Raw genomic sequence first — 26,946 nt, 5'->3', positions numbered from 1 at the left:
GGCTACTCCTACACTTTTGGTCACGACATCACACTTGCGCTGCTGCCCCTGGAACTTGTGTCGCCCGGTACCGAGCTCGAGGTTTCGATCCTCGGCGAGCGCCGCGCGGCAAAGGTGATCGCCGACTCGCCCTATGATCCGGAAGGCGCCCGCGGGCGCATGTGAGGTATCCCGGAGTACAGTTTCCGGTTCATCGATGTCTCAACCGTGCTGCAGGGTAAAACGCAAAAACCGCGCTCCATGGGAACGCGGTTTTGCCAGATACGCATGGCGCTTCGCTACGCAAACACTTTGCGAAACTTATGGCACTTGTCGAAACTTACGGGCTCCGGTACGCGAGACCTGATCCGGAGCGCCGGACGGATGAGATGTCCGCCTCACAGTCCGTTTTATAGGGACATCGTTACCGCGGAGTTATCGAGAGCTTAAGCAAATCTAAATTTTCATTTTTTCCACCGAAGGAAACCGGAAAAATCCGCCAAATCCGTGGGTTACGCCGGGTTACCCCTGAGAAAATTAATTATGCCGGAGAAATCGACGCCGCCATGTCCCTGGGCGTTGAACAAGGCATAAAGCTGAGCCGCTTCGGCACCAAGCGGCGTTACAGCACCCGCACCTTGGGCGGCTTCCTGGGACAATTTCAGGTCTTTCAGCATCAAGGCGGCTGCAAATCCTGGGTTGTAGTCCTTGTTTGCGGGCGAAGTCGGCACCGGGCCGGGCACCGGGCAGTAGGTGGTCAAGGACCAGCACTGGCCGGAGGAGGTCGAGGCGACGTCGAACAGCGCCTGATGCGACAGGCCGAGCTTTTCGGCCAGAACGAAGGCTTCGGCGACACCGATCATCGAAATGCCGAGGATCATGTTGTTGCAGATCTTTGCTGCCTGGCCGGCGCCGTCGCCGCCGCAATGGACGATGCGGCCGGCCATCGGCTTCAGGATCGGCTCGGCGGCAGCGAAGGCATCATCGGAGCCTCCCGCCATGAAGGTCAGCGTGCCGGCTGCGGCACCCCCGGTGCCGCCCGAGACCGGTGCATCGATCGACGACAGCCCGTGCTTCCTGGCGACGGCATGGGCTTTGCGGGCTGACTCGACGTCGATGGTCGAGGAATCGATAAAGAGTGCGCCTTGCCTGGCCTTGGGCGCGATGTCTTCGTAGACGGAGAGGACATGCTTGCCTGCAGGCAGCATGGTGATCACCACGTCGGCATCCTTCACCGCGGCCAAGGCATTCGCCATAATCGTCACGCCATGTTCCTTGGCGACGGTGAGGTTTTCCGGAACGAGGTCGAAACCGTTCACCGCATGCCCGGCCTTGACCAGATTGGCGGCCATTGGATTGCCCATATTGCCGAGGCCGATGAAGGCGATCGTCGTCATTGTCTGTCTCCCAGAGTTGCTGGCTTCAACGGCCAATCAGCGCGCGAGCGATGATGACGCGCATGATCTCGTTGGTGCCTTCGAGGATCTGGTGCACGCGCAGGTCCCGCACCAGTTTCTCGATGCCGTAGTCGTGCAGGTAGCCGTAGCCGCCGAGCAGCTGCAGTGCGTCATTGGCGACATTGAAGCCGGTGTCGGTGACAAAGCGCTTGGCCATCGCCGACCATTTGCCGGCATCCGGCGCCTTGCGGTCGAGCTTCGAGGCGGCGGCATAAAGGAAGATACGCGCCGCCTGCAGCTCGGTCTCCATGTCGGCCAGCCTGAATTGCAGCGCCTGGAACTGATTGATCTTCGAGCCGAAAGCCTTGCGCTCGGCGGTGTAGGACAGCGCCTTGTCGAGCGCCGACTGCGCGCCGCCCAGCGAACAGGCGGCGATGTTCAGCCGGCCGCCGTCGAGCCCGGCCATGGCGATGCCGAAGCCAGCGCCTTCGTCGGACAGAAGGTTCTCCGCCGGCACCTTGCAATCCTCGAAGATGACCTGGCGGGTCGACTGCATGTGCCAGCCCATCTTGTGCTCGTTTGCCCCAAAGGAGAGGCCCGGCGCATCTCTGGGCACGACGATGGTGGAAATGCCTTTCGGCCCGTCCGCGCCGGTGCGCACCATGACGGCATAGACATCGCTGTCGCCGGCGCCGGAGATGAACTGTTTGGTGCCGTTGAGCACATAGTCGCCGCCGCTCTTCACCGCACGAGTCTTGAGCGCCGCGGCGTCGGAGCCGGAGCCTGGCTCGGTCAGGCAGTAGCTGGCCAGCCATTCCATCGAAGTGAGCTTGGGCAGGAAGCGCTGGCGCTGTTCGTCATTGCCGAAACGGTCGATCATCGAGGCCACCATGTTGTGGATCGAGATGAAGGACGAAAAGGCCGGATCGGCGTGCGACAGCGCCTCAAAGATCAGCACGGCGTCGAGCCGGCCAAGTGCCGAGCCACCGACATCGTCCCTGATATAGATGCCGCCGAGCCCGAGCGGGCCGGTCTCGCGGATCACGTCGGCCGGGAAATGCTTGTTGCGGTCCCAATCGAGCGCATTCGGTGCGACACGGTCGGCGGCGAAGGCCTGCGCCATCTCCTGGATGGCGCGCTGCTCCTCGTTGAGTTCGAATTGGCTGGTGCTCGCATCGACCGCGGCGTCCATGGCGTGCTCCCTGTGTGCTGGCCAGCTAGCTCGCTGGCCTGTTGTTTTTGGCTTTGCGCGCGCACCAATCTAGACCAATGATGCCGCCGCGCAACCCGATCCCCTGCGGAGCGGCTGTGCATCAATGAATTCCGGAGCAAGATGTGACGACAAAATTCGATGAACTGCTGGGCCGGTTCCACGCATACCTTGCGACCGTGGATCACGTCCTGATGCGCGATGCCGTGGCCCGGATCGGCTGGGACATGCCGGCTCGCACGCTGGAGCCGCGTCCGCTTGCCTGCCTGCGCCATCTCGATCGCGCCGCCGAACTGGCGCCTCCGGATGCCAAGCCGCTGGTGCAACTGCTTGCCGAACGTCGCAATGATTTCCGCTGGGGGCAGACTTATGGCGAGGCGGACTTCGGGAAAGAGTTCATCGAGAATTACGGCTGGCTGGAAGTGTTCGGCACACGTGGCCACTTTGCCAATGACGCGGCCGCCGCCGGCCTGCTGATCCTTGGACCAGATATCGTCTATCCCGACCACCATCACGTCGCCGAGGAAATCTACATTCCGCTGACCGGCGGCACCGAATGGCGCATGGGCGAGAGCGGCTTTTGCATGCGTACGGCCGGCGAGGTCGTCCATCACGCGTCCAACGTCAATCACGCCATGCGCACCGGCAAGGAGCCATTGCTGGCGCTGTACATCTGGCGCGGCGGGCCGCTGGCGCAGAAATCCGACATCACCGGAACCGTGGCGCAGGGCAGGGACTGATGGCCAAAGCGATCATGCTGCAAGGCACGGGTTCCGACGTCGGCAAAACGGTGCTGGTCGCCGGCCTCTGCCGCGCGGCAAAAAAGCGTGGGTTGAAGGTGCGGCCGTTCAAGCCGCAGAACATGTCGAACAATGCCGCCGTCGCCGATATCCCCGGGGATAAAGCCGGCGGCGGCGAGATCGGCCGCGCGCAATGGCTCCAGGCGATCGCTTGCGGTGTCGCACCATCGGTCCACATGAACCCGGTGCTGCTGAAGCCGCAGACCGATGTCGGCGCGCAGGTCATCGTGCAGGGCAAAATGTTCGAGGAAGCGCGGGCGCGCGACTACCAGGCGATGAAGGGCCGGCTGATGGACGCCGTGCTGGAGTCCTGGGGCAAGGTCGGCGAGGGCGCCGATCTGGTCATCGTCGAGGGCGCCGGCTCGCCGGCCGAGATCAACCTGCGCAGCCGCGACATCGCCAATATGGGCTTTGCCACGCGCGCCGATGTGCCCGTGGTGCTGGTCGGCGACATCGATCGCGGCGGCGTCATCGCTTCGGTGGCCGGCACGCATCTGATCCTGCCGGAAGAGGACCGGCGCATGATCGCCGGCTACCTCATCAATAAGTTCCGCGGCGACGTTTCGCTGTTTGACGACGGCCTGAAGTCGATCGAGACATTCACGGGCTGGCGCTGTTTCGGTGTCGTTCCGTGGCTGAAAGCGGCGGCACGCTTGCCTTCGGAAGATTCGGTGGTGCTGGAGCGGCTGGCGTCCGGCGAAGCGCGCGCGCTGAAGGTGGCGGTGCCGATGCTTGGCCGCATCGCCAATTTCGACGATCTCGACCCGCTCAAGGCTGAGCCGCAGGTCGAGGTGGTGTTCGTGCCGCCGGGAAAGCCGCTGCCCGCCGATGCCGGGCTGGTGGTCATTCCAGGCTCGAAGTCGACAATCGGCGATCTCTTGAAATTCCGCGAGAACGGTTGGGATCGCGACCTTCTTGCGCATCGCAAGCGCGGCGGCCATGTCGTGGGCATTTGCGGCGGCTTCCAGATGCTCGGCCGCATGGTGCGCGATCCCGACGGCATCGAAGGCAGCGTCACCGAAGCCGAAGGGCTCGGCCTGCTCGACATCGAAACTGTGATGGAGCCGGAAAAGACGGTGCGCAACGTCAGGGCCCGTTCGGTGCCGTTCGACCTGCCGCTCGAAGGCTATGAAATCCATCTCGGCCGCACCACCGGGCCGGATACGCTGAGGCCGTCTGCAGTCATCAATGGCATCGATGACGGGGCAGTGTCGGCCGATGGCAAGGTGATCGGCACCTATATGCACGGTCTGTTTGGCGCCGACGGCTTTCGCGGAAGATTCCTCGAAAGCCTCGGCATCAAGGGCGGCGGCATCGACTACCGAGCCGAGGTCGAGCGGGCGCTGGACGAGGTCGCAGCCGAGCTGGAGACCCATCTCGACTGCGATGCGATCTTTGCACTGGCGCGGTAATTCGCGGCACAGGTTGGCTCAGCCCTTCTCGCTTGCCTTCGGCCAGTAGGTGCCGAAGGACCAGACGTTGCCTTCCGGGTCGCGGCAGATGAACTCGCGGCTGCCATAGTCGCGGTTGGTCAATTCCTGGATGATCGTGGCGCCAGCCTTCCTGGCCTTGGCATAGGCGGCATCGGCATCATCGACGGCGATGTAGATCGACTTGCCGCCGCCTGAGCCGGGTTCGCCGACCATCTTGCCGTAGTCGTCGTCGCGCACGGTGCCCAGCATGATCATCGAGGAGCCGAAAACCAGTTCGGCATGGTGCACGACGTCGCCTTCGCCATAGCGGGCCCGGACGCTGAAGCCGAAGGCTTCGCCCAGCCAGTCGATCATCTTTGCCGCGTTCCTGTAGCGCAAGGCGGGGTAGAGGCGGGGCGCTTCGGTGGTGGTGGTCATGTCGATCTCCTTCAGTGGGGTTGGTCGATGCCCCACTGTGGGTAAAGGCCGTTCCGGCGTCTTGAAGAAATGTTACCTGGCCGAGATTCCGGTTGGTGTCTCGCCGGCGAGGTCGCGGAATTCGCGCACCAGATGCGCCTGGTCGGCATAGCCGCAATCGGCTGCGATATCGGCCCAGTCGACGGCCTGCTGCCTCGACAGGCCGAGCGCGCGGTTGAAGCGGACGATGCGCGACAGTGTCTTGGGGCCCATGCCGATGGCGTTGGAAAAACTACCGGCGAGATGTTTGCGGCTCCAGCCCAGCCTTTCGGCGATCGATGCAATGCGGGTCCGGCCGCCGGATGTGATGATGCGGTCATAGGCCCAGGCGATTTCAAGTGGCGTCTCGGCGGCATTCTCGAGACGGGCGGTGACGAAGGCTTCGGCCATGTCGAAACGCGTCGTCCAATCCGGCGCATTGCCCAGCCGTTCACGCAGCGCCAAGCCCTGAGCGCCAAGCACGTCGTCGAGGACGACCATGCTGTCTGTCAGTTCGCTCATCGGCAGGCGGAAGAAACGGCGTGCGCCAAGCGGCGTGAAGTTGACCTGGACGCAGCAGGCGCCGCCGAAGGATTCGATCACCACCGGTCCGGCAAAGAGGCCGGCGGCGAAACTGGCGAAGCGGTCATTGTCGCCGGGCGCCTTGCCGAGGCCGATGGCGAAGGGTTCGGCGAAGCTGATGACCAGCGGTACGGTGAGCGACGCATATTCGACGTTGCGCATATGGCCGGGCGCCATTTCGCGATAGCCGCAAATGTCCGACACAATGCCCTGAAGTCGAGGATCGGGCAGGCGCCGGCGCATCTCAAACCGCCCGGCGACGGACCGGTCCTGCTCTTGCTGGGGTTGCATCTTGACTGGCATCGGCCATCCTCGCGCCAGTCAAATCTAACAGACCAAGGGCCGGAATCAAAAACGCCCGGCTTTTGGCCGGGCGCTCCTCGTCCCCACTTCAAGGGAAATGGTCAGGCGCCGCGCATCAAGCAGCCGCCGGCAAGCACGATGAAAGCAATAAGCACGATCCACACCGATGCGAGTGGAATGAATGAGAGAACGCCAAGCGCGGCGAGAACGCCGATGATGGCGATAACAACGGAGATGATAAAAACGATCTGGGTAGGTGCGCTAAGATTCATGTCTGCCTCTCCAACATGATTCGAACAGCGGCATCCTATCAGGGCGCGGGATCACACACCAATCAAGGCCCGCAGCGGGTTCGCCGGGTCAGCCAGCAACTTCACAGCAAGCGCCAGGCATACGATCACCAGCAGCGGCTTGATCAGTCTTGCGCCGATGCGCATGGCCAGGCTGGCGCCGACGCGAGCGCCGAGGAACTGGGCGACGCCCATCATCAGACCGATCTTCCAGTAGACGACGCCGAAGGCCGCGAAGACGATGAAGCCGCCGATGTTGGAGGCGAAGTTGAGCAATTTGGTATGCGCCGTCGCCTTGAGCACGCCGTAGCCGGCAAGTGCCACGAAGGCCAGCATGTAAAAGGAGCCGGCGCCTGGCCCGAACAGGCCATCGTAGAAGCCGATGGCGGACACCAAGGTCAATCCAAACAGGAACGGCGACAGGCGCTCGGCGCGGTCGACATCGTTCATGTTGGGCTTGAACGCGAAGTAGAGCGCGATGGCGATCAGCACGATGGGCAGGGCAGCCCGCAGTATGTCACCCGGCACGATCGTCGCCAGCAAGGCGCCGATGGCGCTGCCGACAAGGGCCAGAAGCGCCGACGGCAATTGCCGGCGCAGGTCGACATGACCCTTCGACGCGTAGTGGATGGTCGCCGAGCCCGAGCCGAACATGCCTTGCAGTTTGTTGGTGGCGAGCGCCTGGACCGGCGTGAAGCCGGCAAGCAGCAGCGCCGGCACTGTGATCAGCCCGCCGCCGCCGGCGATCGAATCGACAAAGCCCGCGGCAAAAGCGGCGAAAGCGAGCATGGCGACGGTCTGGATGCTAAGGTCGATCATCTGATGTATGGGGGTGTCCGGCTGGCTGAAATATCGGGCGTTCGACCACGGCCGCCCTGTTTGCGCAAGATCGATTTCGCGCTACCTCTATCCCAGCGCATCGCGCCTGGATTGTGTTTGTGTAGTTAACCCGGAAAGAGGCTCCTGATGGCATTCGCATTGCTGGACCAGATACGTCAGATATTCGACGGCGACCCCGGCGTGCGCAAGGTGGCGGACGATCCGGTCCTGTCGGCGGAATTGCTGATGCTGTTTCGCATGATCCTGGCCGACGGGTCGGTCAGCGAGAGCGAAATGGTTGCCTTCCGGCGCATCTGCAAGGACGCCTTCGGCATTCAGGAAAGCAGCATCGACAGCGTCATCGAATATCTCAACGAGTTCGGCTACGAGACCAATGGCTCGCAGGCGATTGCACTGTTCCGCGATCTCGACGTCGAGCGGCGCCGGCAATTGGCCAAACATATGGCGGAGATCGCCAAGGCGGATTCGCAACTGGCCGAGAGCGAGATCCGCCTGCTGCGCCGCACGCTCGACCTGCTCGATATCAGCCCGGTCGATGTGGTCAGGACGCAGGAGTGATCGGGCCGCCTTCTCTCCTGATCAGCCTTGCTCCCGCAGCCGCTCCGCGATCGCCCGGTGCAAGTCAGGGGCGGCGGTGACAAGCGCCTTGGCAGCCTCGGACTGCGGGTGGTCGAGCACTTCGCTCGTCTTGCCGCGCTCGACGATCTTGCCGTCATGCATGACCAGCACCTCGTCCGTGATGGCGCGGGCCACGGTCAGGTCGTGGGTGATGAAGAGGTAGGCGATGCCGAGCTTCTGGTTGAGCTCTGCGAACAAATCGAGGATCTGGGCGCGGATCGAGACATCGAGCGCCGAGACCGGCTCGTCGGCAACGACCAGCTTGGGGCGGGTGATGATGGCGCGGGCGATCGACAGGCGCTGGCGCTGGCCGCCGGAAAATTCATGGGGGTATTTGTCCATGTCGCTGATGCCGAGGCCGACTTCGTGCAGGGCATGCGCCACCATCTCGCGGCACTCGGCGCGCGTCGGCTTTTTCTCCAGCACATGCAGGGGTTCGGCAACCAGCTTTTTCACCTTCTGGCGCGGGTCGAAGGAGCCATAGGGATCTTGAAAAACGACCTGCATATCGCGTCGCGCCGGCTTCAGCTCGGCTTCGCTCTTGCCGGTTATGGTCCCGCCGCGGAACCGGATCGAGCCCGATGTCGGCCGATCCAGCGCCAGGATCATGCGGGCGAGCGTCGACTTGCCGCAGCCGGAGCGACCAACCAGTGCCACTGACTGACTCGGCGCCATCGACAGCGAGACGTCGTCGACGGCGCGGATACCAGGCGCGCGCTTGAACAGCGAAGTGCGCCGGCCGGGATAGTCGCGGGTCACGCCCTCGACCTGAAGCAAAGGGCGGCCCGTCTCGATGCCATGCGGCCTGGCGCGCGCCGGCACATGCATCGAGGCCTGCGCCAACTGGCGCGTGTAGGGGTGGAGCTGTTCGGATAGCGTGCGTGCGGTGTCGCCGGCTTCCATCACCTCGCCGCGGCGCAGGATGGTGATGCGGTCAGCCATCTCGGTCACCACGGCGAGGTCATGCGAGATCAGCAGCAGGCCCATGCGGCTCTCCGCGACGAGGTCGCGCAACAGATCAAGGATTTGTGCCTGCAGCACCACGTCGAGCGCCGTCGTCGGTTCGTCGGCGATCAGCAGCTTCGGCTTCAGCGCACAGGCGATGGCGATGACGACGCGCTGGCGCTGGCCGCCCGACAGTTCGTGCGGATAGCGCGACAGCGGGAATTTCGCTTCGGGCAAGCCGACACGGTCGAGCATTTTTCGCGCCCGGTCTTCGGCCTCGGCGCGGCTGGCCCTGGTGTGCCAGCGTATGCCTTCGGCAACCTGTTCGCCGATGGTCTTGACCGGATTGAGCGCCGTCATCGGCTCCTGGAACACCATGCCGATGTCGTCGCCGCGCAGCGCGCACATCTGGTCCTCGGTTGCTGCCAGGATGTCGATGCCGTCGAATGTGACACGTCCGCTGGCGCGCGCGGCATGGGGCAGAAGCTGCATCACCGTCAGCGCGGTCATCGATTTGCCGGAACCGGATTCGCCGACCAGCCCCATCACCTCACCGGGCGCGACGGAAAGCTCCACACCCTTGAGGATCTGCGTGTCGCCGATGGTCAGCGACAGGTTCTCGATGTCGAGCAGGCTCATCGCTGCCGCCGCGATTTCGGATCGAGGATGTCGGCGATGCCGTCGCCCAGGAGGTTCAGCCCCAGCACGGCGACAACGATCGCCATGCCCGGAAAGATCGCCATCCATGGCGCCACCACCATGCGGGTCTGCGCGTCGAACAGCATGCGGCCCCAGCTCGGCATTGGCGGTTGCGCACCCAGGCCGAGATAGGAAAGCCCGGCCTCGGCCAGGATGCCCAGCGCGAACTGGATGGTGCCTTGCACCAGAAGCAGCGTGGCGATGTTGGGCAGCACATGTTCGATTGTGATCTGCGTGCTGCTCTTGCCGGCGGCGCGTGCGGCGAGAATGAACTCGCGCGGCCAGATCGCCAGCGCGCCGGCCCGGGCGACGCGCGCAAAGACCGGGATGTTGAAGATGCCGATGGCGATGATGGCGTTGAGGGCGCCCGGCCCGAAGATGGCGGTGATCATGATCGCCGACAGCAAAGCCGGGAAGGCGAAGACGAGGTCGTTCAGCCGCATCAGCGCCTCGTCGACGAGGCCGCCGCGTGCCGCGGCAAAGGCGCCGAGCGGCACGCCGACCCCCATGCCGATGCCGACCGCGACCAGTGCCACGGCAATCGAATTGCGGGCGCCGACCATGACCATCGACAGGATGTCGCGGCCGAAATGGTCGGTGCCGAACCAGTGCGCCAGCGAGGGCGCTTGCGTCTTATCCGATATCACCAGTTTCGTGACGTCATAGGGCGTCCAGGCATAGGAGACGACAGCCATTGCCAGGATCAACAGGGTGATGACGAAACCGGCAACGAAGGCGGTATTCCCGAACGCCTTGCCCAGGATGCTGCCGAACGTCTCTTCTGATATGTCGATGTGCAATGTCATTGCCGGCTTCTCAGGCGCGGATCGACGACCGCATAGGAAAGGTCGACCAGCAGATTGACGGCGATGACGGCGGCGACCAGCAGCATGACGACGCTTTCGACGACGATCAGGTCGCGCTGGGTGATCGCCTGGAACACCAGCCTGCCGAGGCCGGGCAGATAGAAAACATTCTCGATGATGATGGTGCCGGCAAGCAGGAAGGCGAACTGCAGGCCCAGAATGGTCAGCACCGGAATCATGGCGTTGCGCAGCGCGTGCCGCCACAGCACAGCTCGGTAGGGCAGACCCTTGGCGCGGGCGGTACGGATATAGTCCTCGTTCAGCACCTCGATCAGCGCCGAGCGGGTGACGCGCGCCAGAATCGCGGCTTGCGGCAAGGCAAGCGCCAACGCCGGCAGCAGCAGCGACTTCAAGGCTGGCCAGACGCCGGCACTCCAGCCGGGAAAGCCGCCAGCAGGAACCAGCCGCAGCCAGACGGCGAAGACATAGATCAGCATCAGCGCGAACCAGAAATTGGGCACGGCGACGCCAAGCTGTGCGGCGCCCATGGAAATCGTATCACCGGCCCGTCCACGCCGGCTGGCGGAAAACAGGCCGACGGGAATCGCGATGAGGGTGGAGAGCGCAAGCGCAATCAGCGCCAGCGGCAGCGAGACGGCCAGCCGCTCGCGCACCAGATCGATGACCGGCACCGAATAGGTGTAGGAGCGGCCGAAATCGAGGCTGAGCAGGCCGCCCGCCCAGTGCAGATAGCGCCAAGCCAGCGGCGCGTTGAGGCCCATCTGGTTGCGCAGCAACTCGACCTGGTCGGCGCTGGCATTCATGCCCAGCATTAGCCGCGCCGGATCGCCGGGCAGGATCTCCAGGACGGCGAACACCACCATGGAAGCCAGCACCAGCGTGGCGATGGCGATGGCGAGGCGTTTTAGGAGGTAGGCGGTCATGGAAGGTGAGGGATCACTCGCTCCACTTCACCTTGGTTAAATCATTGGCCTGGATCGGGGCGTTTTCCCACAGCCCTTGCAGCTTGGCGTCCCAGACGCCGATCTTCGGCAATTCATAGAGGAAGCCGACCACCGCATCGTCGGCTAGGATCTTCTGCGCTTGCCCCAGCAATTCCTTGCGCTTGGCTTCGTCGGAGGTGACGCCGAGATCGGCAATCACCTTGTCGAAGGCCGGGTTGTCGTAGTTGAAGTAATAATCCTTGCGCGAATAGATATCGATGTCGTTGGGCTCGGTGTGGGAGACGATCGTCAGGTCGTAATCCTTCTTGGTGAACACCTGGTCCAGCCACTGTGCCCATTCGACCGGAATGATTTCCAGATCGATGCCAACGTCGCGAAGCTGCGAGGCGATGATTTCGCCACCGAGACGGGCATAGGTGGGCGGCGGCAGTTTCAGCGTCGCCTTGAAGCCGTTCTCGAGGCCTGCCTCTTTCAGCAATTCCTTGGCCTTGGCGACATCATGCGGGTAGCGGCCGGTGAGGTCGACATAGTCCTTGTTGGCCGGCGACATATGCGAGCCGATCGGCTGGCCGAGGCCGGCCGAGGCGCCGTCGATGATGGCCTTGCGGTCGAGCGCGTAAGAGATCGCCTGCCTCACCTGCAGCTTGTCGAAAGGCGGCTTCTTGTTGTTGATCGACAGGATGGTCTCACCCTCGGTCGCGCCGATCACCACCTTGAAGCGCGGGTCGTCCTTGACCTGGGCGACGCTGTCGGCATCGAAGAACGGGAAAGCCTGGATGTCGCCCGAGAGCAGCGCCGGCACATAGGCCGCGGCATCCGGCACGATGCGAAAGTCGGCCTTGTCGAGCGACGCCGGCGTGCCCCAGTAATTGTCCGATTTGACCAGCGTGATCGACGATCCCTTGGCCCAGCTCTGGAACTTGAACGGGCCGGTGCCGATCGGTTTTTCCTTGTTGGTGTCGGCAGATTCCGGCGCCACGATCACCGCGTCGCCCCAGCCCATATTGTAGAGGAACGAGCCCTGCGGGTTCTTCAGCGTGACCTTGACGGTTGCCGGGTCGACCACGTCGACCGTGTCGATGGCGGCGAACAGCACCTTTTGCGCGTTGACCGAATTGTCGGCGCGGGCACGATCGAGCGAGAATTTCACGTCGGCGGCATCGAAGTCGGTGCCGTCATGGAATTTCACGCCGGTGTGCAGCTTGAAGGTGTAGACCTTGCCGTCATCGGAAATGGTCCAGCTTTCGGCCAGATCCGGCAGCACCTCGCCATTCGGCCCGATGCGCGTCAGGCCTTCGAACACATTGGCATAGAGAACCTCGTCGATCGCTGCGGCGGCACCGGCGGTCGGATCGAGATGCGGGGGTTCGAGCGGAATGCCGATGACCAGGTCGGTTCGCGCGGCGAACGCAGAGGTGCCGGCGGCCAGCGACAGCACCGCGGCCGCCAGAATGGTTTTCCACAATTTCATCGTGCAACTCCCCATGCGTTCAGACACGTGCTCGAACCCAAGTGATAGAAGCGTGATTTCGCCACGGAGTAAATTGCGTTTCGTTCTGCCCCTTGGCGTGGCCGGGAATGTTTTTGTCCTGGCGACCGCATCGGCAGTCGAAGCTTGTCGCGGTGCGCACCTTATCCCGTGGCTGTGCCGCGCAGCAGCACGTTGAGCCCTATCGCCATCACCTTGGCCGATTCCACCATGTCCGATATGCCGACCCATTCGTCCGGCCGGTGGGCGAGGTCGAGAATGCCAGGCCCATAAGCGATGCAATCATAGATATGGCCGATGCGAGCTATATGCTTCTGGTCATAGGTGCCGGGCGAAATGACATAATCGGGTTCGCGGTCGAAGATCGCCATGATGCCTTGCGCAACCGCCTTGACCACCGGCGCGTCGCGCTCGGTCATCAGCGGCAGCACTTCCATCAGGTCGCGGATTTCATAGTCGAATTTTGTCCGCTCGCGTTTCAACCGGTCGAGAATGCCGGTCACTTCACCTTTGACGGTGTCGAGATCTTCCTCGAGCAGGAAACGGCGGTCGATGGTCATCCGGCAGGAGTCGGGCACGTTGGGCGACGGCAGGCCGGGCCGGAAATCCTCGGTCTGGCCGCCATGGATCGAATTGATGTTCATGGTCGAGCGTTTTGCTCCTTCGGGCACGACCGGCATGCGCGTCATCTTGCGGTCGAGCGCGGGAAACAGTTCGTCCTCGAAAGCCCGCAGCACGGCGCCCATGTGGCGCACCGCATTGTCGCCGAGAAACGGCATCGAGCCGTGCGCGATCTCCCCCTTGGTCTCGATCTCCGCCCACCAGACGCCACGATGGCCGAGGCAGATGCGGTCCTTGTTCAGCGGCTCGGGAATGATGACATGGTCGACCCTGGGTTTTGAGAAATAGCCGAGCCTGGCCAGATGCGCGACGCCGCCGAAGCCGCCGGATTCCTCGTCGACGGTGCCGGATATTTCGATGGCGCCGGGAAAATCGGGGAAGACTTCCAGGAAGGCCTCGGCTGCGATGATAGAGGCGGCAAGGCCGCCCTTCATGTCGCAGGCGCCGCGGCCATAGACCCTGCCGTCCCTGACGATGCCGGCGAAGGGATCGACGGTCCAGCCATCACCGGCTTCGACCACGTCGATATGCGAGTTGAAGTGGACGCAGGCGCCCGGCGACCTGCCTTCGGAACGGGCAACGACATTGACGCGCGGGTAGCGGTCGGTGTCGCCGGGCGTGCCTTCGGCGCGGATGAACTCGGTCTCGAAACCGCTCTTCTTCAGCCGCGCGCCGAGATATTCGGCGCATGGCCGGTAGGCCTCGCCGGGTGGATTGATAGTCGGAAAACGGATCAGTTCGGCGGTCAGCGCGACGACGTCGTCGCGCCTGTCATCGATTGCCTGGAGGAGTCGCTGGTTCATGCGCAGAGTTGAGCAGCGATCCCAGCGGTTTTGCAAGCCCGCCGGCGATCAAGCCGGTGCGGCGTGTCGTTGCGGCAACTATTGCGGGAAATCGTTCAAATTCGCTGCTTTGGATTGGCGAATTGGTCAAGGTGTGTGTGTTAGCCCGTGCATCTGCCATTAAAAAGATGAAAAACAATCAGGCAGGCAGGTTAGGGGCAATCAAAGGGGTTTGATCGCATGAAAAAGACAGTTCTCATGGCAACCATGTTTGTTGCAATGCTGTTCGGTGCTTCGGGGCAGGGCTGGGCAGCCAGCCTCGTTGCAAATATAGACGTGTCGTCGCAGACGATGACCGTCAGATATGGCGCGTCGGTTTACCGGTGGAGTGTCTCCACCGCCCGCACCGGCTATTTCACGCCGCGCGGCACCTATCGGCCGCAGCGCACGGCCAGGATGTGGTATTCGCGCAAATACCATATGTCGCCGATGCCCTATTCGGTGTTCTTCCATGGCGGCTATGCCATCCATGGAACCGGCGCCGTCAGGCAGCTCGGCCGCCCGGCGTCGCATGGCTGCGTGAGGCTGCACACGGCCAATGCCGCCACGTTCTATTCGATGGTGCGGGAAGTGGGTTTCGGCAACACGCGCATTGTCGTCACCAACTAAGGCGGGTTCAGGTTCGCTGTTGTCTGCTGGCGCTGGGCTAACCCCACGCCAGCAGCTCTGCCTAAGCGTTTGGGACCGCCTTTGCCTGCGGTCGCTTTCGACGCCCGCCGCTGATCTCCCACCTTTTGTGGAACCACATCCACTGGCCGGGATCTTCTCGCACCCAGCGCTCGACGACGTCGTTGAGACGCTGGGTGGTGGCACGGACATCGACGCTGCCGTCAGCGGTGCGCGGCAAGGTCAACTTGTCCTCGATTTCGAGCCGGAAGCGGTTGCCCGGCAGCCTGACGCAGCGCGCCGGATAGACGTCGCAATCGTAGTGGCGGGCAAGGGTGGCCAGCACGCGATTGCTCTGGCAGGGACGGCCGAAGAATGTCGTCTCCAGTCCATTGGAGAATTTCTGGTCGACAAGGATGCCGATGTTGCCGCCGTTCTCCAGAACCCCGGCCAGGGCAAATGACGCGCCTGCCATGGATGGCAGCAACGAGCCCATGGTCGAGCGGCGCGTCGAGAGGATGTAGTCGGCGAGATAGGGATTGTTAGGCGGGCGAAACAGCGCAGTGATGTTCATGCCGAAAGTCGCGGCCGCCACCGGCAGCAATTCGAAATTGCCGAGATGACCGGTGAAGACGATGTGCGGCTTCTCTTCGCTGGCTATTTCGACGAAGTGGTCAGCTCCCTTGACCTCGACGCGGCCGGGCTCGCTGGCCGCGGGGTCGTAGTCGAAGAGGGCGTCGAGAAAGATGTATTCCGCGGCCAAGCGGGCCATGTTGCCCCACATGTCGGAGGCGATCGCCTGGATCTCGGCTTCGCTCTTTTCCGGATAGGCCTTGCGCAGATTGTCGACGGCGACCTGATGGCGTCCCACCCGGGGGCCGACCAGGCGTGCGACGCGGTCGGCGAAATTCAGCGCACTGTCGGCCGGCAGCAGGCGCAGGACCGAGATGATCATCATCGCTGCCCGCGCCACCAGCCAGTAATTGAGCTGGCGCAGTTGCCTGCCGTAACGAAATTTGAGGTCCCGGCGGAACTTCTTGAATACAGAGGTCAAGGCTCTAGCCGACGCGCAGGATGATCTTGCCGAAAACGTCGCGGCCTTCCATGCGCTTCAGCGCGGCGTCGATACCGTCGAAGCCGACTTCGGTGTCGATGACGGGTGCGACTTGTCCCGCCGCCATTTTCTGCATGGCGTTGGCCATGTTTTCCATGCGGCAGCCAAAGGAGCCAAGCAGTTTCAATTGCTGCTGGAACAGCTGCATCAAATTGATCTGCGTCGACACGCCGGAAGTCGAACCGCAGGTCACCAGGCGGCCGCCACGCTTCAGGCACAGCATCGAGGCGGCGAATGTGTCGGCGCCGACATGTTCAAAGACGACGTCGACGCCCTTCTTCTTGGTCAGCTTGCGCACGACGCCCTCGAAACGGTCGTCGCGGTAGTTGATGACATGGTCGGCGCCGAGCGCCTTGGCCTTGTCGATCTTGTCGTTGGAGCCGACCGTAGTGATGATCGTGCAGCCCATCCGCTTGGCCAGCTGGATGGCCGCCGAGCCGATGCCGGATCCGCCGGCATGGATAAGGATGGTTTCGCCGGGTTGAAGCCTGGCGTTGTCGAACAGCATGTGCTCGACGGTGCCGAAGGTGACGGGCGCCACCGCCGCGCCGATGTCGGTCACGCCGGGCGGGGCAGGGACCAGCAGGCGGGCCGGCAGATTGATCTTCTCCTGCGCGAAACCGTCGAGATGGAAACCGTGCACGCCCGAAACATGTTCGCAGAGGTTGTCGCGGCCTTCGCGGCAGGCTCGGCAGAGGCCGCAGGTGCGCGCGCCATAGATCGACACCAATTGTCCGGGCAGCAGGCTGGAAACGCCGGGGCCAACCGCCTCGACCTCGCCGGATGCCTCCGCGCCGACGACCAGCGGCAGCTTGCGCTTGGCGAAGGCCATGCCGCGCCAGCCCCAGACGTCGATATGGTTCAGCGCTACTGCCTTGATGCGCAGCGTGACTTCGCCGAGTGCCGGCGGTGGAGGAGGCGGCAGGTCCACCGTCTCAAGACGGCGGTCCTCTATAAGTTGCAATGCGCGCATGGGGCCTGTCGGTTCAGTCTGGCTGAAAAAGGTCGCTTAGACCGGTTCCCGCGCCATGACAAGGCAAGTGTTCTGGCCGCCGAAGCCGAAGGAGCTCGACAGAACGGTGCGGACCTCGGCGTTGCGCTTCTTGTTCGGCACCACGTCGAGCACGATCGCGGGGTCGGGATTGTCATAGTTGATGGTCGGCGGAATGACGCTTTCGCGCATCGTCATCAGCGAGAAAGCCGCCTCGACAGCGCCCGCCGCCGACAGCGTGTGACCGATCATCGATTTGTTCGACGAGACCGGCATAGAGCCGATCCGCTCGCCGAACACCGTCGACAGCGCCAGATGCTCCATCTTGTCGTTTTCGGGCGTCGAGGTGCCGTGGGCATTGACGTAGTCGATCTCGTCTTCACCCAGTCCGGCATCGACGAGGGCGGCGCGGACCGCGGCGATGGCCGGTGAAGCGTCCGGTTTGGAGCGGGTGCGGTGGAAGTCGTCGGCCTTCTCGCCGCAACCGCCCAGGACGCCGAGAATAGTCGCGCCGCGAGCCAATGCCGCCTCAAGCGATTCCAACACCAGCGCCCCGGATCCCTCGGCCAACACGAAGCCGTCGCGATCCCTGGAGAAGGGTTTCGACGCCTTTTCGGGGATGTCGTTGTGCGTGGAGAGCGCCGAAAGCAATGAGAAACGGATCAATGCCTCGGCGGTCGCGGAACCGTCCGCGCCGATCGACAGCGCACGGTCGCATTCGCCGCGTCGGATCGCCTCGACACCGAGCTGAATCGCGGTGGCGCCTGAAGCGCAAGCCGTCGACAGCGTGATCGGCAGACCACGCGTGCCAAGGCGATCGGCAAGGCGGCCGGCGATCGAACCGAACTGGGTGGTCTCGAAAATATCCAGCTCTTTCAAGCTACGCGCGACCCGAAGCAGTCTTTCGGCGGCGGTGTCATCCTTGTCCTTGTCAGAATTGTAGAGCGAGAAGCGCTCGGCCCAGTCGAGTTCGACTGGCGGCGATGCGAGGAAGAGCGGTCCGCCGAAATCGCTGGAATCAAGACCGGCTTCGCTCACCGCTTCTAAGCCCGCAAGCTCGGCTAGCTCATAGGTGAGTGGGCTGGCGCCTTTCGAACTCGACGGCAGGAAATCGACCATGCCGGAGATGCGGGTGTTCAATTGATCGATGGGAAAGCGGGTGATCGGGTGAATGCCCGACTTGCCGGAGGTCAGTGCCGCCCAATTGTCTGATTTGCCGACGCCAAGCGAGGTCACCACGCCGATGCCGGTGACGGCGACGATCGGCCTGCCCATGTGATCTCTGAGATTGGCCATCCGGGAGCCCTCTTATCGTTGCAGCATGGATCGTGGAGCCGCGTTACGCGGCATTGACCAGCGCCATGCCCTCGAATTGGTGATAGCCGATCGCCGTTGCAAGGACGGATTGGGGAACGCCTTCGAACGGCGTCTCGGCTGCGGCATCAAAAACAGGATAGGCGGCCTTGCGGTCGACAGCGAGTGCCGCCAGTGCCACAGCGAAAGGAAACTGTGCTTCCTTCATGTGCCCGGTCAGCGTCGAGAAGCCACGCGCGGCGATCGCCGGATTGGCATCGAGCGCTGCCTTCTCGGCTGTTGTCGCTGCATGCGCCCCCGATGCGCCCGACAGGGTCAGCAATTTGCCGTTCGGCAATGCAGCCTGCTTGAGCAGTGCGGCGATCTCGGCGTCGAGTTCTCCCCGTGGCCGCCGGGCGCGGCCGGAGACGACCGGTCCAAGTTCTGCATAGATCTTGCGGCCGCGGCTCATCGCGTGTTCGCGCTGCTCCAGCACCAGGAAGGCGCCGCCGGAGCCGGTCACGACGCCACCGCCCTCAGTGCCCTGTCTTTGCCAAACCGGCTTCCATGGGCCGCGATGCAGATAGCCGGCGAGTTCATAGCCGAGCAGCATATCGGAATGTTCGGTCTGGAAGGCACCGCCGACCAGGATATGCGTCGACTGACCCGAGCGGATGCGTGCGGCGGCCGTTTCAACCGCGGCGACACCGGCACCTTCCTCGCCCATGAAGGTTCTGGACGAACCGGTGACCTTGTGGACGATGGAGATGTTGCCGGCGAGCAGGTTGGACAATTGGGCCAGAAACAGTGTCGGCCGCAATTCGGTGGTCAATTTCTCGTTGAGCAGTACATCGCGGTCATTGCGGCTTTCCGAAGCGGCGAGAATGGCGGCATCGACCGCCTCGTCGCGCTCGCCACCGCCCGCGGCCACAACCATGTCCATGGTCGCGCAGAGTTCGTCATCGCCCTTGATGCCGGCGTCGTCCAGTGCAAGGCCGGCAGCATAGGTGCCGAGCCTCTGCCAGGTTTCCATCTGGCGCTGATCGCCACGCTTGGCGATCTGCAGGTTCCAGTCGATCTCAGGCAGCGGATGGACAGTATAGGGTGCAAAGCGCGTCGCTTCGAGCACCGGCCGCGGGCCCGGTTGCGCGAGCTTCTGCCAGTGGGCGTCAGGACCTTCCCCCAGCGAGGAGACAAGGCCGATACCTGATATGACGACGTCGCGGGGGCTGCTCATGTGCGGCTTTGTGGGTCAGGCGGCAGAGCGCGTCAAGATCGTGCGCTCAACTGACGTCAGGCGGTCTTGGCGGCGACCAGCGCGTCGATCTTGGCGCACAGGTTCTTCATGACGAAGTAATCGTCGGTCGAAGCCTTGCCGTCATTGACCTCCTGGGTCCACTTTTCCAGCGGCACCTTGATGCCGAATTCCTTGTCGATGGCAAAGACGATGTCGAGGAAATCGAGGCTGTCTATGCCGAGATCGTCAATCGTATGGCTCTCGGGCGTGATGGTGTCGATATCGATCTCGCTGGTGTCGGCAATGATCTTGGCGACTTTGTCGAACGTGGTGGACAAGGGCTTTTCCTTCGGTTGCGGGCGGAATCTGTCCGCATCTTGTTTGGGCGCTGTCTAATCGGTTTTTTCCGGCAGGAAAAGGCCTGATACGCCGGGCGCAGATGGGTAGGTTTCCTTCGAAACGCAAGAAGGGCCGCCGGTTTACCCGGCGGCCCTTCTGTTGACGCAACGTCAGCCTTATTTCGATGCGTGTCGTTTTTCCAAAAGCGGAACACTTTTGGCGACATGCATCAGCTGTCGCGAAGCTTGACCAGATCGTTCAGCAGCCCGCCCGTTCCGTTGTGGACGGTCAGCCGCTCGACCTTGCCGGCGATGGTTTCCAGCGCCTCGAGCTCCTTCAGCCGCAGCATCACCGGGTTTTCCGCCATCACCCTGGCCGTGTTGAGGAGGGAACGGGTCGCGTTCGTCTCCTCGCGGCGACGGATGATGTTGGCCTCGGCCTGCTTTTCGGCCGACACCACCTGGTTGAGGATCTCGCGCATCTCGCCCGGCAGGATGACATCCTTGAGCGCGATATCGCTGACCTCCACGCCGATCTCGGCCATGTCGGCGCGGACCTTGGCTGCCGCTTCCTCATCGATCGTCACCTTCTTTTCGAGGATCTGATCGAGTGTCAGCGCGCCAAGCGTCTTGCGGAAGGCATATTGCAGGGCGCGGTAGAGGGCTTCGGAGAAGTCCTTCACCATGCTGACCGCCTTGACCGGATCGACGACCCGGTATTCGGCTGCGATGTTGACGCGGATCGTCACGCGATCCTTGGTCAGCACTTCCTGCCCGGCAACGTCGAGCGACTGGCGCTTGAGGTCGACGACCTTGATCTGCACCATGCGTCCGACGTTCCAGAAGCCATGCACGCCCGCCGTCAGCGTCCTGACCAGGACACCGTCGATGAACAGCAGTCCGGCCTGACCATCGACGACCGGATGGACGGACATCAATTCCGCCTTCCGGGCCTGGCCGAGCCGGCGCATGATCGCCGCATCGATGGCGAGATCGACTGACGTGTCGATCAGCGTCACCTTCCACGGGCCGGCATCCGTCCACAGCACGAGCTTGCGGTCCGGTGCCAGCACGGCGTGCAGATTGCCGTCACGCTCGATGACGGCGACATCCGTGCGCCCGGTGCGAACGACGGTGAAATGACGCGCGGCCACATCCGGAAGCTTGTCGAACAACGCCTTCTCGTATGCCGAAACGAATTCCGGGTTCTTCAGATCGTGCCGAGACACTTCGAGGCTGCCGCGCCGGTTGGCGAGCCAGTGCTCGCCCGGCAGCAGGACAGCCTTGATCTCCCCCTTGTGGAGGGCGAGGGCACGTTCGTTTTCCTTTACGAGGACGCGCTCGCGTCCAAGAACCTTGTCGAGAATGGTCATTGTCTTACTCCTGTCGGGCATGGCCCCCATGCGAGGCGTCACGTCATGCGTCGATCTTCCCTTCGTTTCTCGTTTCACGTCGTCTCTTGCGTCGCAGCCCGGGCACGAATGATCCGGGGACTGGTGGCATCGAGCCGTGGCGGGCCTTCGGGAGCGGATCGCGGGGCAGCGAAGCGGGCGCAGGTGGCCTTAGCCTCCCTTGCCGGCGACATCGCGCCTTGATCGTCACCGCGGGCCTGGCCGCGAGCCGATGGCGAAAGACGCTTGGGATGATCCGCGCCCGAAAGCTTGGGTCACCCGTCCAGTCTTTCGCATTCCAGTCCCCGGACCGTTTTTCGGATGGCTTTTCAAAGGCCAAATGGAGAAGGAATCGAACCTTCGACAGTCAGATTAACAATCTGATGCTCTAACCAAACTGAGCTATCCGTGGTGCAGATGAAGGGACTCGAACCCACAACCTCCGGATTATGTCCGGCGCTCTCCCAGTTGAGCTACATCCGCGATCCCAATCCCCAAAGCGGCGCCGTATACAGGGCGGCAATGCCGCCTGCACGGGCGGAGACGAAAGCTCCAACCGTTGTGCTCGCTTCGGTTCTCGTGACCGGGAGCGCGCCTATAGCCCCTGCGACGGGTTGTCGCAAGCGGCATTGTCACGGCGAATTTGCGGCTTCTTTCAACGGTGACATTTCAGCAACACCGCTTTCGGCGTCAGCGATCGCGCGCAGCACGCTCAGAAGGTGACGCGGCCGAGCACGCGCAGGCCATCGCCTTGCGGCTCGACGACGACGGCCTCACCTTCGCGCGGTGAGATGCCGGTCAGTGCCACGATGTCTTCCAGATGGGTGACCATGACCAGATTGTCGGAGCCGGAATAGGCGCGGATTTCCTTCAGGATCGCAGCGATCTGCGCGGCCTTCTGCGTCTCGTCGCCTTTCAGGAGATCGAGCGGTGCAAAGAGTTCCGGGTCGGCCTCGAAGGCGATGCGGGCGGTGTCGAGGCAGCGGCAATAGCGGCTGGACAGCACGCGCTCGATCGGTGCCGCCCGAGCGGCAAACAGAGCGCCGATCTTGCTCGCCTGCTGCTTGCCGCGCGCCGACAGGTTCATCTGGGTGGCGCAGCTGTCGATGTCGAAGTTGGCCGGATCGGTGGTGCCGGTGACCATGGCATGGCGCAGCAGCACGACGTGTCCGCCGTCGCGCAGCAGCGCCCAGCCTGCATCCGTGGCGTGCGCCACGCCGGGAACAACAAGCAGGAACAACGCCAAGGCAAATCGAATCATCCGCTATCCTTCTGCGGTTCCCGGCAAGGGGTTCCGGTGGCAGGACATATAGGGACGGTAAAGCCGGCCGAAAGACAAGGCGCGGTGGGCGGGAAGCGTAGACCTACTTCTTCGCCATCTGCTTCTTCACCAGATCGACCTTCCGGTCGGTGAGAGGGATGGCATGGTGTAGCCGGCTTCGGTAAAACTGCTTGGCGTTCTCGAAGAATCCGATCGCCTTTTGATATTCGGCCTTGCCGCCGCCATAGCTGGCCCGGTTCCAGCTGACATCCCCGAGATTGTTCTGCGCGAAGGCCATTGCATCGGAAGGCTTCCCTGGTGAATACCTTCAGCGTCGCCGTGAATGCGGCCTCGATCGGTGACGCTGCGCGCGTCGCTTTTCGTCTCGGCAACTGCAAGCGCGGTCGCGGCAAGACAAAGCAGTGCGGCGACGAAAGCCGTCAGCCATGCCCGCTGCAAAAGACTGAGGTTCGAGAGTCGGACAAAGGCCATTTGTCGTTCGTGTCCGCCCTGATGATCCAAGCCCTCTATAACGCTGCCAGCCGACGATGATCAAATTCAGGCGCGATTGCGTCGCGGTCCTGGCTCGCCTATCACGGGGAACCCGCCCCTCACGGTAAAAATGTCTCCGCTCACCGAAACCGTTCTTTTCGTCTTCAGCCTTGTCGCGCTCGGCTACCTCGCCGGGCTCACCGGCTATCTGAAGCCGGCGAGCGGCGAGGGGATTTCGGAATTTGCCATCAACGTGGCGATGCCGCTGCTGCTGTTCCAGACGATGGTGAAGTCCGACTTCCATGGCGTGGCGCCTTGGCCGCTGTGGGGCGCTTACTTCACGGCGGTTGCAATGACATGGGCTGCCGGCCATCTGGTGACGACGCGGATCTTCGGGCGGGACGCACGCGCAGGCATCGTCGGTGGAGTGTCGTCGTCCTTCTCGAATGTGGTGCTGCTGGGCATTCCCTTCGTTCTCGGCGTATTCGGGTCGAGGGGATTCGAAGTGCTGTCGCTGCTCGTTTCCGTGCATCTGCCGACCATGATGATGGCTTCGATCATCATGTTCGAGATATTTGGCCGCGGTGGCAGTGAGCCCGTACACCCGCTGCGCATCGTCCAGAGCTTTCTGAGAAGACTGTTCACCAATCCCCTGATCATCGGTATCCTGGCCGGGCTGGCCTGGCGCCTAACCGGCGCGCCGCTGCCGAACCTTGCCACGCGGCTGGTCGATACGCTGGCTGGCACTGCCGGGCCAGTGGCGCTGTTCGCCATGGGGCTCAGCCTGCGCCGTTTCGGCATATCGGGCAATGTCCGGCCGGCGTTGGCGCTTTCGGTGCTGAAGCTGTTCCTGATGCCGGCGCTGGTGCTGGTCTTCGTCTGGTTGCTCGGCATGCCGCCCTTGACGGCCAAGGTGGCGGTGATGGTGGCCGCGATGCCATCCGGCGTCAATTCCTATCTGATCGCGGTGCAGTTCAACACCGGCCAGGCGCTGGCGTCGAACCAGATGACCCTCGCCACGGCCTGCGCCGCCGTCACCACCGCGTTCTGGCTGACTGTTGTCTTGTACGTTTTCGGGTAAGGCATCGGTGTAAGCACGTCAGCCTGCTCTCGTCTCGCTCTGGCCCAAGCCCTATATGCCATCTTGCGATTGCTTGCGTGCCTTGCCCTCGGTAAAGAGCAGTGGCTCCGGCGTGCCGGCCTCAGTCCATGGCGCACGCGCACCGAAGATTTCACAGACCCGCCCGTCAGGGCGCCGAACGGAGGATAGCATGCTTCAGAAAACCAGCCATTTCATGCGGCAGGCCAATCTCATCAATGGCGAATGGGTGCAGGCCGACAGCGGCCAGACGGTCGACGTCAACAACCCTGCCACCGGTCTCAAGATCGGCACCGTGCCGAAGTCGGGCAAGGCCGAGACCCGCCGCGCCATCGAAGCCGCCGCGGAAGCTTTCAAGACCTGGCGCAAGACGACCGCGCTCGAGCGCTCGAAGCTGCTGCGCAAGCTGCACGACGCGATGATGGACAATCAGGACGTACTGGCCGAACTGCTGACCATCGAGCAGGGCAAGTCGCTGTTCGAATCGAAGGGGGAGATCGGCTCGGCCGCGTCCTACATATTGTGGTTCGCCGAGGAAGGTCGCCGCACCTATGGCGACGTCGTGCCCTCGCCATGGGCGGACCGCCGCATCCTGGTGACCAAGGAGCCGGTTGGCGTCATCGCCGCCATCACGCCGTGGAATTTTCCGTCCTCGATGCTGGCCCGCAAGCTCGGCCCGGCGCTCGCCGCCGGCTGCACCGCCGTGGTCAAGCCTGCGTCGCAGACGCCGTATTCGGGTCTCGCCTGGGGCGCGCTCGCAGAGGAAGTCGGTTTCCCCAAGGGCGTCGTCAACATCCTGACCGGTTCGGCCAGCGAGATCGGCGACGAGATCTGCGCCAATCCGCTGGTGTCGAAGATCACTTTCACCGGCTCGACCGAGGTCGGCAAGCTTCTCATCCAGAAGTCGTCGGTCACCGTCAAGAAGGTGTCGATGGAACTCGGCGGCAACGCGCCGTTCATCGTTTTCGACGACGCCGACCTCGAGCGTGCCGTCGCCGGCGCCATCACCGCCAAGTACCGCAATTCCGGCCAGACCTGCGTTTGCACCAACCGCTTCCTTGTCCAGGCAGGTGTCTATGACAAGTTCGTCGAGAAGCTCGCTGCCGCCAGCAACGCGCTGAAGGTCGGCTCCGGCCTCGAGGACGGCGTGCAGCAGGGGCCGCTGATCGACGAGAAGGCGGTCGAGAAGGTCGAGGAACTGATCGCCGACGCCACATCAAAGGGCGGCAAGATCGTTGCCGGCGGCAAGCGCCATGCGCTCGGCGGTTCGTTCTTCCAGCCGACGGTCATCGCCAACGCGACACCCAAGATGCGCTTCATGAAGGAAGAGATCTTTGGCCCGGTCGCACCGGTGTTCAAGTTCGAGACCGAAGAGGAAGCCGTCGCCCTCGCCAACGACACCGAATTCGGCCTTGCCTGCTACTTCTACACCGGTGACCTCGGCCGCGCCTTCCGAGTGATGGAAGGGCTGAAATACGGCATGGTCGGGGTCAATGAAGGCCTCATCACCACGCCGGAGGCGCCGTTCGGCGGCGTCAAGGAATCCGGCCTCGGCAAGGAAGGCGGGCATCAGGGCATCGAGGATTATCTCGACACCAAATATGTCTGCATCGGCGGCCTCGGCCTCTGATAGGCTATCCCTGGGATGGGGAGGCCGATGGCCTGCCCATCTCTCATGGAAAAACCAGCCGAAGTCTTCTGGATCAACTGGCATTTACGGGCATGGCGATGAAGGACGGCGAGGTTTTCGGCACGACGCAGGCTGGCGAGCAGGTGCGTCGCTTCACGATCAGGGGCGGCGGCATCACAGCCAACATCATCGGTCTGGGCGCGATCATCCAGGATTTGCGCCTGACCGGGCACGATGCTCCGCTGGTGCTCGGCTATGACAGTCTGGAAGGCTACGAGACGGATACGGCCTTCTTCGGTGCGGTCGTCGGCCGCTATGCCAACCGCATCCGCGACGGCCGCTTCACCATTGGCGGCAGCCGCTACCAGACCGAGCAAAACTTCCTCGACAAGCATACGCTGCATGGCGGCTCGCAAGGTTACTCCCACCGGCCGTGGACGGTTTCCTTGCATGGCAGGGATTTCGTCACGCTGACGCTGCACGATCCCGACGGCACGATGGGTTTTCCCGGCGCGCTCGACGTCACCTGCACCTACCGGCTGAAGATCCCCGGCACGCTCAGCGTCGAGCTGACCGCCACCTGCGAGGAGCCGACGCTGTGCAATCTCACCCAGCATTCCTATTTCAACCTGGATGATGGCGGCGCAGGCGACATTCTCGACCACAGGATGATGCTGAATGCCGGCGCCTACCTGCCGGTCGATGGCGACATGATCCCCACAGGCGTGGTCAAGCCGGTTGACGGCACGCCATTCGATTTCCGCCAGGCGCGGCCGCTGCGCATGGAAACCGAGGGTGATCAACTGCCCTACGACCAGAATTTCTGCCTTGCTTCGGCACGCGGGCCGCTCAAGCAGGCGGCATGGACGCAAGGCGCCAGTTCCGGTGTCGAGATGGAGGTCTGGACCACCGAGCCCGGCGTCCAGCTCTATACCGGCCAGTATGTGACGCCGCGCACCGGGCTGGAAGGGCGGAACTACAAGGCCTTTTGCGGCTTCTGCCTGGAGCCGCAGATTTGGCCGGACGCGCCGAACCGGCCTTATTTCCCGCAAGCAACGCTGTGGCCGGGCGCGATCTACCACCACGTCACGGAATACAGGTTCCGCCTGCCCTAGTTTTTCCGACCTTAGCCTTCGAAAGCCGCCCGCAGCGTCTCGAACGGCGCCAGCGCGCCGCGCACTTGCACCACGGCGGCGGCGACACGATGCGCACGGCGCGCGGCTTCCTGCGGGTCGTGGCC

Annotated in this window: 29 protein-coding genes, 2 tRNA genes and 1 pseudogene; 10 read left to right on the top strand and 22 right to left on the bottom strand. The window is 63.2% G+C overall.

Annotated elements, in window-relative coordinates:
- On the top strand, positions 1 to 165 hold a 165-nt coding region (locus EN949_RS15600; RefSeq protein ID WP_164782503.1), incomplete at its 5' end, for a glycine cleavage T C-terminal barrel domain-containing protein.
- A gap of 326 nt (positions 166 to 491) precedes the next feature.
- Here EN949_RS15600 and mmsB read toward each other — a convergent pair.
- Both mmsB and EN949_RS15590 read right to left on the bottom strand, forming a co-directional pair.
- Positions 492 to 1,376, bottom strand: a complete 885-nt coding sequence (gene mmsB, locus EN949_RS15595; RefSeq protein ID WP_127365794.1) for a 3-hydroxyisobutyrate dehydrogenase — start codon at positions 1,374 to 1,376, stop codon at positions 492 to 494.
- Between the two features lie 25 nt (positions 1,377 to 1,401).
- Entirely contained in the window at positions 1,402 to 2,568 is a 1,167-nt protein-coding gene (locus EN949_RS15590) for an isobutyryl-CoA dehydrogenase (RefSeq protein ID WP_013531207.1), read from the bottom strand.
- Positions 2,569 to 2,711: 143 nt separating this feature from the next.
- Between EN949_RS15590 and EN949_RS15585 the strand changes: the two genes are divergently transcribed.
- Together EN949_RS15585 and EN949_RS15580 are read left to right on the top strand one after the other, a co-directional pair.
- Complete coding sequence (locus EN949_RS15585; RefSeq protein WP_127365795.1) at positions 2,712 to 3,326, top strand: dimethylsulfonioproprionate lyase family protein; 615 nt, start codon at positions 2,712 to 2,714, stop codon at positions 3,324 to 3,326.
- The gene (locus tag EN949_RS15580; RefSeq protein ID WP_127371287.1) at positions 3,326 to 4,798 is read left to right on the top strand and encodes a cobyric acid synthase; all 1,473 of its coding nucleotides are present in this window, start codon (positions 3,326 to 3,328) and stop codon (positions 4,796 to 4,798) included. The genes EN949_RS15585 and EN949_RS15580 overlap by 1 nt, the downstream gene beginning before the upstream one ends.
- A gap of 18 nt (positions 4,799 to 4,816) precedes the next feature.
- Here EN949_RS15580 and EN949_RS15575 read toward each other — a convergent pair whose 3' ends face one another.
- The 4 genes from EN949_RS15575 to EN949_RS15560 all read right to left on the bottom strand — a co-directional run bounded on the left by EN949_RS15575 (position 4,817) and on the right by EN949_RS15560 (position 7,248).
- Positions 4,817 to 5,236: a VOC family protein gene (locus tag EN949_RS15575; RefSeq protein WP_127367347.1), complete on the bottom strand. Its 420-nt coding sequence runs from the start codon at positions 5,234 to 5,236 to the stop codon at positions 4,817 to 4,819.
- 72 nt (positions 5,237 to 5,308) lie between these two features.
- Positions 5,309 to 6,139: an AraC family transcriptional regulator gene (locus EN949_RS15570; protein ID WP_027160481.1), complete on the bottom strand. Its 831-nt coding sequence runs from the start codon at positions 6,137 to 6,139 to the stop codon at positions 5,309 to 5,311.
- Positions 6,140 to 6,240: 101 nt separating this feature from the next.
- Positions 6,241 to 6,411, bottom strand: a complete 171-nt coding sequence (locus EN949_RS15565; RefSeq protein ID WP_013531212.1) for a hypothetical protein — start codon at positions 6,409 to 6,411, stop codon at positions 6,241 to 6,243.
- 51 nt (positions 6,412 to 6,462) lie between these two features.
- Positions 6,463 to 7,248, bottom strand: a complete 786-nt coding sequence (locus tag EN949_RS15560; RefSeq protein ID WP_127367346.1) for a TSUP family transporter — start codon at positions 7,246 to 7,248, stop codon at positions 6,463 to 6,465.
- Between the two features lie 147 nt (positions 7,249 to 7,395).
- Here EN949_RS15560 and EN949_RS15555 point away from each other — a divergent pair, with 147 nt between their 5' ends.
- Positions 7,396 to 7,827 (top strand): TerB family tellurite resistance protein, encoded by a 432-nt coding sequence (locus EN949_RS15555; protein ID WP_027160480.1) that lies wholly within the window; start codon positions 7,396 to 7,398, stop codon positions 7,825 to 7,827.
- A gap of 21 nt (positions 7,828 to 7,848) precedes the next feature.
- Here the strand turns inward: EN949_RS15555 and EN949_RS15550 are convergent, their stop codons facing one another.
- The 5 genes from EN949_RS15550 to EN949_RS15530 form a co-directional block, all read right to left on the bottom strand.
- Positions 7,849 to 9,471: a dipeptide ABC transporter ATP-binding protein gene (locus EN949_RS15550; protein ID WP_013531215.1), complete on the bottom strand. Its 1,623-nt coding sequence runs from the start codon at positions 9,469 to 9,471 to the stop codon at positions 7,849 to 7,851.
- Positions 9,468 to 10,337 (bottom strand): ABC transporter permease, encoded by an 870-nt coding sequence (locus tag EN949_RS15545; RefSeq protein ID WP_127366726.1) that lies wholly within the window; start codon positions 10,335 to 10,337, stop codon positions 9,468 to 9,470. Before EN949_RS15545 ends, EN949_RS15550 begins: the two co-directional genes overlap by 4 nt.
- The gene (locus EN949_RS15540; RefSeq protein ID WP_127366725.1) at positions 10,334 to 11,281 is read right to left on the bottom strand and encodes an ABC transporter permease; all 948 of its coding nucleotides are present in this window, start codon (positions 11,279 to 11,281) and stop codon (positions 10,334 to 10,336) included. The genes EN949_RS15545 and EN949_RS15540 overlap by 4 nt, the downstream gene beginning before the upstream one ends.
- 13 nt (positions 11,282 to 11,294) lie before the next feature.
- Positions 11,295 to 12,773, bottom strand: coding sequence for an ABC transporter substrate-binding protein (locus tag EN949_RS15535; protein ID WP_127366724.1), 1,479 nt, complete (start codon positions 12,771 to 12,773; stop codon positions 11,295 to 11,297).
- 161 nt (positions 12,774 to 12,934) lie between these two features.
- Positions 12,935 to 14,215, bottom strand: a complete 1,281-nt coding sequence (locus EN949_RS15530; RefSeq protein WP_063168179.1) for an acetylornithine deacetylase/succinyl-diaminopimelate desuccinylase family protein — start codon at positions 14,213 to 14,215, stop codon at positions 12,935 to 12,937.
- 8 nt (positions 14,216 to 14,223) lie between these two features.
- Here EN949_RS15530 and EN949_RS15525 point away from each other — a divergent pair, with 8 nt between their 5' ends.
- Both EN949_RS15525 and EN949_RS15520 read left to right on the top strand, forming a co-directional pair.
- The gene (locus EN949_RS15525; protein WP_127224121.1) at positions 14,224 to 14,430 is read left to right on the top strand and encodes a hypothetical protein; all 207 of its coding nucleotides are present in this window, start codon (positions 14,224 to 14,226) and stop codon (positions 14,428 to 14,430) included.
- A gap of 4 nt (positions 14,431 to 14,434) precedes the next feature.
- Positions 14,435 to 14,863 (top strand): L,D-transpeptidase, encoded by a 429-nt coding sequence (locus EN949_RS15520; RefSeq protein WP_013531220.1) that lies wholly within the window; start codon positions 14,435 to 14,437, stop codon positions 14,861 to 14,863.
- Between the two features lie 61 nt (positions 14,864 to 14,924).
- Here EN949_RS15520 and EN949_RS15515 read toward each other — a convergent pair whose 3' ends face one another.
- The 10 genes from EN949_RS15515 to EN949_RS15470 form a co-directional block, all read right to left on the bottom strand.
- Entirely contained in the window at positions 14,925 to 15,914 is a 990-nt protein-coding gene (locus EN949_RS15515) for a lipid A biosynthesis lauroyl acyltransferase (RefSeq protein ID WP_027160475.1), read from the bottom strand.
- A gap of 4 nt (positions 15,915 to 15,918) precedes the next feature.
- Entirely contained in the window at positions 15,919 to 16,947 is a 1,029-nt protein-coding gene (locus EN949_RS15510; RefSeq protein ID WP_013531222.1) for a zinc-binding dehydrogenase, read from the bottom strand.
- A 36-nt stretch (positions 16,948 to 16,983) separates the two neighbouring features.
- Positions 16,984 to 18,261, bottom strand: coding sequence for a beta-ketoacyl-ACP synthase (locus tag EN949_RS15505; RefSeq protein WP_127370802.1), 1,278 nt, complete (start codon positions 18,259 to 18,261; stop codon positions 16,984 to 16,986).
- 43 nt (positions 18,262 to 18,304) lie between these two features.
- Complete coding sequence (locus tag EN949_RS15500; protein WP_064993697.1) at positions 18,305 to 19,495, bottom strand: beta-ketoacyl-ACP synthase; 1,191 nt, start codon at positions 19,493 to 19,495, stop codon at positions 18,305 to 18,307.
- Between the two features lie 56 nt (positions 19,496 to 19,551).
- Positions 19,552 to 19,833, bottom strand: coding sequence for an acyl carrier protein (locus EN949_RS15495; protein WP_010909964.1), 282 nt, complete (start codon positions 19,831 to 19,833; stop codon positions 19,552 to 19,554).
- 230 nt (positions 19,834 to 20,063) lie between these two features.
- Positions 20,064 to 21,206 (bottom strand): slipin family protein, encoded by a 1,143-nt coding sequence (locus tag EN949_RS15490; protein WP_063168177.1) that lies wholly within the window; start codon positions 21,204 to 21,206, stop codon positions 20,064 to 20,066.
- Between the two features lie 359 nt (positions 21,207 to 21,565).
- Positions 21,566 to 21,632 (bottom strand) — tRNA-Asn (locus tag EN949_RS15485).
- Position 21,633: 1 nt separating this feature from the next.
- Positions 21,634 to 21,707, bottom strand: a tRNA-Tyr gene (locus tag EN949_RS15480).
- Positions 21,708 to 21,936: 229 nt separating this feature from the next.
- Complete coding sequence (locus EN949_RS15475) at positions 21,937 to 22,485, bottom strand: histidine phosphatase family protein (RefSeq protein WP_064993694.1); 549 nt, start codon at positions 22,483 to 22,485, stop codon at positions 21,937 to 21,939.
- A gap of 103 nt (positions 22,486 to 22,588) precedes the next feature.
- On the bottom strand, positions 22,589 to 22,783 hold the full coding sequence (locus tag EN949_RS15470; RefSeq protein WP_245459312.1) for a hypothetical protein: 195 nt from the start codon (positions 22,781 to 22,783) through the stop codon (positions 22,589 to 22,591).
- Positions 22,784 to 22,803: 20 nt separating this feature from the next.
- Between EN949_RS15470 and EN949_RS35855 the strand changes: the two genes are divergently transcribed.
- The 4 genes from EN949_RS35855 to EN949_RS15455 all read left to right on the top strand — a co-directional run bounded on the left by EN949_RS35855 (position 22,804) and on the right by EN949_RS15455 (position 26,821).
- A complete protein-coding gene (locus EN949_RS35855) occupies positions 22,804 to 23,037 on the top strand; it encodes a hypothetical protein (protein WP_032898557.1) in 234 nt (77 codons plus the stop codon).
- A gap of 70 nt (positions 23,038 to 23,107) precedes the next feature.
- Complete coding sequence (locus tag EN949_RS15465) at positions 23,108 to 24,058, top strand: AEC family transporter (RefSeq protein WP_127370801.1); 951 nt, start codon at positions 23,108 to 23,110, stop codon at positions 24,056 to 24,058.
- 190 nt (positions 24,059 to 24,248) lie between these two features.
- The gene (locus EN949_RS15460; protein WP_013531228.1) at positions 24,249 to 25,706 is read left to right on the top strand and encodes an NAD-dependent succinate-semialdehyde dehydrogenase; all 1,458 of its coding nucleotides are present in this window, start codon (positions 24,249 to 24,251) and stop codon (positions 25,704 to 25,706) included.
- A gap of 92 nt (positions 25,707 to 25,798) precedes the next feature.
- On the top strand, positions 25,799 to 26,821 hold the full coding sequence (locus EN949_RS15455; RefSeq protein WP_063168174.1) for an aldose epimerase family protein: 1,023 nt from the start codon (positions 25,799 to 25,801) through the stop codon (positions 26,819 to 26,821).
- A gap of 11 nt (positions 26,822 to 26,832) precedes the next feature.
- Here EN949_RS15455 and EN949_RS15450 read toward each other — a convergent pair.
- A pseudogene (locus tag EN949_RS15450) lies at positions 26,833 to 26,946 on the bottom strand (sugar kinase); the annotation flags it as partial.

Source organism: Mesorhizobium sp. M7A.F.Ca.US.007.01.2.1 (assembly GCF_003998165.1).
Lineage (GTDB): Bacteria > Pseudomonadota > Alphaproteobacteria > Rhizobiales > Rhizobiaceae > Mesorhizobium > Mesorhizobium ciceri.
The sequence above is the reverse complement of the archived record's forward strand: the minus strand, read 5'-3'. Positions and strand labels throughout refer to the sequence as shown.